At 32.5% G+C, this 6,105-nt stretch carries 5 protein-coding genes (1 of these 5 only partly in view); 1 reads left to right on the forward strand and 4 read right to left on the reverse strand.

All coding sequences use genetic code 11. The annotated features are described in order from the left end of the window. The first annotated feature begins 1 nt into the window (after position 1). On the forward strand, positions 2–940 hold the full coding sequence (locus AD998_12760; GenBank protein KOY86897.1) for an epimerase: 939 nt from the start codon (positions 2–4) through the stop codon (positions 938–940). Positions 941–953: 13 nt separating this feature from the next. On the opposite strand, the gene AD998_12765 is transcribed toward AD998_12760, so the two are convergent. The 4 genes from AD998_12765 to AD998_12780 form a co-directional block, all read right to left on the reverse strand. Beyond that, positions 954–1,487 carry an inorganic pyrophosphatase gene (locus AD998_12765; protein KOY86898.1) on the reverse strand — a complete coding sequence of 178 codons (534 nt, stop codon included), beginning with the start codon at positions 1,485–1,487 and terminating at the stop codon, positions 954–956. A gap of 4 nt (positions 1,488–1,491) precedes the next feature. Further along, complete coding sequence (locus tag AD998_12770; protein ID KOY86899.1) at positions 1,492–2,916, reverse strand: tRNA nucleotidyltransferase; 1,425 nt, start codon at positions 2,914–2,916, stop codon at positions 1,492–1,494. A 320-nt stretch (positions 2,917–3,236) separates the two neighbouring features. Continuing rightward, positions 3,237–4,655, reverse strand: a complete 1,419-nt coding sequence (locus AD998_12775) for a hypothetical protein (protein ID KOY86900.1) — start codon at positions 4,653–4,655, stop codon at positions 3,237–3,239. 153 nt (positions 4,656–4,808) lie between these two features. Then, on the reverse strand, positions 4,809–6,105 hold the 3' portion of the coding sequence (locus AD998_12780) for a hypothetical protein (protein KOY86901.1). The gene runs 29 nt beyond the window's last position; the window shows 1,297 of its 1,326 coding nt (coding positions 30–1,326); its start codon lies off the right edge, out of view; the stop codon is at positions 4,809–4,811.

The raw sequence follows: 6,105 nt of genomic DNA on the forward strand, positions 1-6,105 counted from the left end.
CATGAAAAAGATTTTAATAACAGGTGGAGCAGGCAATGTGGGGGGAGCTCTTGCTAAAAAATTGGTAGAAGACCAACATAATTTTGTTGTAATTATTGATAACTTGGTTACAGGGAGTATTCATAAGTTACCTCCATCAAAAGGAGATAATTGGAAATTTATCAAAGCTGATGTAAATAGTTATCAGGATATCTCAGCTATTATGCTTGCCTATCAATTTGATTATGTATTCCATTATGCAGCTCTGGTGGGAGTACAAAGAACACTCAACAACCCTGTCAAAGTATTAGAAGATATTGAAGGTATCAAAAATATTTTGAATCTATCCAAAAATACCAATGTAAAAAGGGTATTTTATTCTTCTTCTTCAGAAGTTTATGGCGAACCTGTAGAATTCCCTCAGAATGAGGAGACTACACCTCTAAACTCAAGGCTTCCTTATGCTATTGTGAAAAATTTAGGCGAAGCATTTTTTAAATCCTATCAAAAAGAATATGGTTTAGATTTTACGATTTTCAGGTTTTTCAACACATACGGTCCAGACCAAAGCATGGATTTTGTAATGGCAAAGTTCATTCGTAATGCTCTTAAAAATGAGCCTATTACGATTTATGGAGATGGAAGCCAGACCAGAACATTTTGTTATATTAGTGATAACATAGAAACTACTGCCAAAATATTACATGAAAATTTATTAGTGAATGACATTATCAATATTGGAAACCACCAAGAGATTTCTGTTTTACAACTGGCTCAAAAGATTATTCAATTATCTGGCTCAAAATCTGAAATTATTCATTTACCCCCTCTCACAGAAGGCGATATGACAAGACGTAAACCGGACATTTCTAAAATGTTAGCTGTTTTAGGAAAGCCCCTTATTGATGTTGAAACAGGTATTTTGAAAATGATAGCATATATTCAAAAAGAGCAAGAATAAATTCTTGCTCTTTTTAATTCTTCTTAAAAGTTTCTTTATACAAATCTATACTTTCCTGAACAATTCTAAGAGCATCTGTTTTGCCCATAAAATCTTCTACAACAACTTGTTTGTTCTCTAATTTTTTGTAATCTTCGAAAAAACGACGAATTTCTACAGTAGTGTGGGGTGGTAATTCAGAAATATCGTTGATGTGGTTCACACTCATATCATTTAGGGCTACAGCAATGATTTTATCATCAGCTTCACCTTGGTCAATCATTCGCATCACCCCTATCACTTTTGCATCAATCATACAAAGAGGTGGTAAGTCTATGGACATGATAACCAAAATATCTAAAGGGTCTCTGTCTCCACAATAAGTTTGAGGGATGAAGCCATAATTAGCTGGATAATGAACAGCCGAAAATAACACTCTGTCAAGCATCAATAAACCACTTTCTTTATGAATTTCAAATTTTCCTTTACTACCTTTAGGAATTTCAATAATCGCATTCACTATTTCAGGAGGATTATTTCCAACAGGTATATCATGCCAAGGGTTCATATTTTTATAGGTTTATAGGTTGTAAATTATATTTTTTTCCTATTTCAAGCATCATATTGAAGCCTTCTTCATAAGTATTGGTAATTTCTCCTTCTAAAATAGCTTCTCTCAATTCAGTTTTTATCAGCCCAACTTCTTTACAAGGCTTCAATCCAAACGTTTCCATAATAATTTCTCCTGTGATGACAGGCTGGAAATTACGTAATTTATCTTTTTCTTCTATTTCTTTGAGTTTTTCTTCTACTTTATCAAAATTAGTAAGATATTTTTTTACTTTTTGATGATCTTTTGAAGTAATATCTGCTCTACATAGAATCATTAAGCCTTCCAAGTCTTCTCCTGCTTCAAAAATCAATCTACGAATTGCTGAATCTGTAATATATTCTTTTACAAGAGCAATAGGGCGTAAATGCAAACGAACCAGTTTTTGTACTACTCGCATATTTTCGCCCATAGGCAATTTAAGTTTTCTAAAAATATGAGGTGTCATTCTTGCACCTTTGTCTTCATGCCCATGAAATGTCCAGCCTACTTTTTCATCAAAACGTTTGGTTGCAGGTTTGGCTATATCATGTAAAATAGCAGACCAACGTAACCACAAGTCTTGTGTCTTTTCACTTAAATTATCTAAAACCTGTAATGTATGATAAAAATTATCTTTATGGCGTTTATCTCCGACAGCCTCAACTCCTTGCAAAGCTACCATTTCAGGAAATATAATGTGTAACAAACCTGAATGAAATAATAATTTAAACCCATAAGAAGGTACTTTAGAAAGAATAATCTTGTTCAATTCGTCTGTAATACGTTCTTGTGAAATAATGCTAATTCTTTCTTTATTTCTAACTATTGCTTCAAAGGTTTCAGCAGCAATATCAAAACCCAATTGAGATGCAAAACGAATGGCTCGCATCATACGCAGAGGGTCATCAGAAAAAGTAATATCTGGATTTAAGGGGGTTTGGATATTTTTTTTCTTCAAATCACTTACTCCTTCAAATGGGTCTATCAAAGCACCCATATTTTCTTGATTGAGAGAAATTGCTAAAGTATTGATGGTAAAATCTCTACGATTTTGGTCATCTTCAAGGCTACCATTTTCTACAATAGGTTTTCTAGAATTTCTTTGATAAGACTCTTTTCTTGCTCCTACAAACTCTATATCCCATCCATCATGTCTGAACATAGCTGTTCCAAAATTCTTAAAAAAGCTAACTTGTATATCTGGGTTGATTTCTTGGGCTATCTTTTCTGCAAAATCAATCCCACTTCCCACACATACAATATCTATATCTTTACAAGGTCTTTTTAAGATTAAATCTCGAACAAAACCTCCTACCAAGTAACTTTCTGTTCCAAGTTCTTGGGCTTTTTTTGCAATAGTAGCTAATAATGGTATTTCTTGAAATATATATTCAAACTCACGCATATATAAAACGATAAGAATAATAAAACAATGCTAGGTGTAAGATTGAACTCTTTAAAGTTACAATTTTATCTCGTATTTTTAATGAAAAGCAAATTTTTTGCAAGATAGTAAATAAAAAAAGCCTACCCAAAAGGAAAGGCTTTTTATGTATGAAAAAGTGTTAAACAGGTGTTTGAATAAGAGTATTCATAGGTAGATACAGTTACAAAGAAAAAGGTAACCAAAAAAAGTACAATATTATTAAAAAAATATTTCCTTTTCTTTAACAAAAAAAGCTACAGTTTCCTGTAGCTTTTGAGAGTATCACTTTAAGAACTTTATTATTTTGTTGTCAAATCGTAACAACCCCAGCTATAAGTAGTTGTCCCTGTTTTTTCATCAACTGTGAAGGGATTTTCTGGGTCTCCTTCCACAAAAGAAATTTTCTTAACTGTTTGGGTCAAGCCTTCAAAATACAATACAAACTGGTTGGCTTCTCCATAGTTTGCAGATTGTCTTGATGGCTGAATAGCCAAATTGAAGATTTGTGTAACTTTATATACTTTCTTTGAAATTAAGTCTAAAGCCGTAAATGCACCTTCTTTACCAGGAGCTGCTGTTGAGATAGAAGAACCACCTGCAAATAATAAATTTACTGTATGGAAGTAAACAAAAGCACCTTTATCTGTATAAACTATTCTATCCAAAAACAATGTTCCGCTACCTTTACTATCACATTCTTGAGTATATTCTGCTTCTTTTGTAACTTTTTGTGTTTTTAAGAATTCAGACAAAGTAATTGTTTTAGAGTCTTTTACTTTACCATCCACGTATTCGGTAATCTTACCTGCTATTTTTTCTTTTTTCTCATTTTCCTTGAAATCTTCAGACATTTTTCCGTTACGAATTCCATTTTTTACTTCTATCCAAACAAGTTCTGTTTTAAAATCTCTGGCTAAATCTTTTACAACACCTGTAAATGGTTTTCCATCTTTTAAGAATTGTTCTGATACGAATGCATCATTTTCATATTTGGTTACTCCAATCACTCCTTCACCATAATAAGTTTTCCATTCACCAGTTCTTCTGTTTTTTGAATATGTACCTTCCTGTCTGAGCATTTCTGCATCTTGCCACAGGGTATATCTTCTAAATTTACCTTCATAAACATTAGAAAAGCTATTTCCATTGGGGATTTGATAACCCTCCATTTCTAATCTTCTACCATGTTTTTTTCCTGTTGGCTTTTTATCTTCACCAAAATGGTCAGTGAAGAAGTAATAAGAAACTACCATTTTTCGAGGAAAAACACTTGCCGAAGAAGTATAAGTGATTTTATGGTCTAAGATTTTTTTCTCAGGTTGATAATATTCTATTTCTTTGATTTCTCCTTTTTCATAGGTTTCGATATGCTCAAGGTTTCCGAAAGCATATTCTTCTACTTTACCATCTTTCAACCCTGTGAAATAGTTTCCTCTTTCTACCATCTCTTTCTCTCCTCCCATACCCATTGTAAAAAGTTCTACTTTGCCATGAATTAGCTCTCCTTGAAATGAGCCTTTACTCTCTCCTAATTTCCCTCCTTTTATCCATTTGTAGGTCTTATTAGGGTCTGCTGTAATCTTACAATTTGTACAAGCTTCCACTGTACCTTCATACTCCTCTGTCTTTACCTTTACAACTTTTGATTGGTATTGAGCATAAGTAGTACCTATTGACAATATTTGTAAGAATAATATTGTGTAAATGTGTCTTTTCATATTAAAATTGTGTGTATTAAAGGGTTTATACTAAAAACTACTGTTTACGTAGTTATCACATTTTGTGCCGAATATAATAAAATTAAAATAAATCTCCATTTTTTCTTAATAAAAAAGCCACATGATTGTGGCTTTTTATTAAAAGTATAAATATTACTTAGCCGTTAGTTCATAACAGCCCCAGTTGTAAGTAGTATTTCCTGTTTTTTCATCTATTACGAATGGATTTTCAGGATCTCCTTCTACAAAAGAAATTTTCTTAACTGTTTGAGTTAATCCTTCAAAGTATAGAATGAAAGTTGCCATTTCTCCATAAGCAGAAGATTGAGAAGCTGGTTTTAAAGCAATATTGAATATTTTTGTTACTTTATAAGTTTTCTTAGTAATCAAATCTAGAGCAGTAAAAGCCCCATCTTTACCAGCAACTTGAGTTGAGATTGCAGAGCCGTTTACAAATGTTGTATTAACAGTCTGAAAGTATACCAATGCTCCTTTATCTGTATATTGAATTTTATCTAAAAACAATAAACCACTACCTTTGCTATCACACTCTTGTATGTAAGTAGCTTCTTTAACTATTTTTTGTGTTTTCAAAAATCCCGTAAAATCAAATGTTTCATCTTTTGCTTGACCATTCACATATTCTACAATGCGTGTTGGTGCTCTTTCCTTTTTATCATTTGTACGAAACACATCTGATGTTTTTCCCTCTCTAATTCCATTTTTCACTTCCACCATAGCTGCAACAGACTTAATATTAAGTCCCATTTCTTTGGCAACACCTGTAAAAGGTTGTCCGTCTTTAACAAATTTCTCAGAAATCAATAAATCATTATCATATTGAGCTATTGAAACAACTCCTTCATCATAATAAGTTTTCCACTGACCAGTTCTTCTATTTTTAGTGTATGTTCCTTCTTGTCTTAAATACTCTGCATCTTGCCATGTAGAGTATTTTTTATATGCTCCATCATAAAAATTTGAATATGTTGAACCGTTGGGAACTTGATAGCCTTCTATTTCTAATCTTCTACCCAATTTTTTACCTGTTGGCTTCTCATTTTCTACATGTTCAGCAGTGTAGTAGAAAAAGATTTTCATTTTACGAGGATTTGTGTTAGATGCTGAAGTATAAACAACTTTATGGTCAAGAATCTTTTTTTCTGGATTATAAAACTCTATTTCTTTGATTTCTCCTTTTTCGTAAAGCTCTATATTTTCCAAATTTCCAAAAGTATATTCCTCTATTTTACCATCTTTCAACCCTGTGAAATAGTTTCCTCTTTCTACCATCTCTTTCTCTCCTCCCATACCCATTGTAAAAAGTTCTACTTTGCCATGAATTAGCTCTCCTTGAAATGAGCCTTTACTCTCTCCTAACTTACCAGCCTTTATCCATTTGTAGGTCTTATTAGGGTCTGCTGTAATCTTACAATTTGTACAAGCTTCC

The organism is bacterium 336/3 (assembly GCA_001281695.1).
Lineage (GTDB): Bacteria > Bacteroidota > Bacteroidia > Cytophagales > Thermonemataceae > Raineya.

What these genes read in the sequence shown, in the direction of transcription:
- AD998_12760 (KOY86897.1), top strand. Translation starts at nt 2, where the DNA reads ATGAAAAAGATTTTAATAACAGGTGGAGCAGGCAATGTGGGGGGAGCT.
- AD998_12765 (KOY86898.1), bottom strand. Translation starts at nt 1,487, where the DNA reads ATGAACCCTTGGCATGATATACCTGTTGGAAATAATCCTCCTGAAATA.
- AD998_12770 (KOY86899.1), bottom strand. Translation starts at nt 2,916, where the DNA reads ATGCGTGAGTTTGAATATATATTTCAAGAAATACCATTATTAGCTACT.
- AD998_12775 (KOY86900.1), bottom strand. Translation starts at nt 4,655, where the DNA reads ATGAAAAGACACATTTACACAATATTATTCTTACAAATATTGTCAATA.